A 289-nucleotide genomic window follows, 5' to 3' on the forward strand; every position below is an offset into this window, starting at 1 on the left:
ATACGACTAACTCAATACCTAAAGTGCAGAGATGCATGTGAGTGTTCACACAGATTACTTGATAGAAGAAAGAGAAAGATATCGAAAGGTATTTTTGAGGATTTTGATTCTTAATCAAGGCACTTGATGAGTCTCGCAGGGAGTGTGCTTTTAGCACATGACTGAGAAACGAAGAAAGTAACGCTGAGTAAGGATGTCAATCCCAAAAAGAATGGGTCTGTAGCTCAGCTGGTTAGAGCGCACCCCTGATAAGGGTGAGGTCGGTGGTTCAAGTCCACTCTGACCCACC

Annotated in this window: 1 tRNA gene; it reads left to right on the plus strand. The window is 43.6% G+C overall.

Annotated features, from left to right (window positions below):
• Positions 1-213: 213 nt before the first annotated feature.
• Positions 214-287: transfer RNA gene (locus AAEY99_RS21315), tRNA-Ile, on the plus strand.
• The last annotated feature ends 2 nt before the right edge of the window (positions 288-289 follow it).

The sequence above is a fragment of the Shewanella sp. S1-58-MNA-CIBAN-0166 genome (assembly GCF_040310085.1).
Lineage (GTDB): Bacteria > Pseudomonadota > Gammaproteobacteria > Enterobacterales > Shewanellaceae > Shewanella.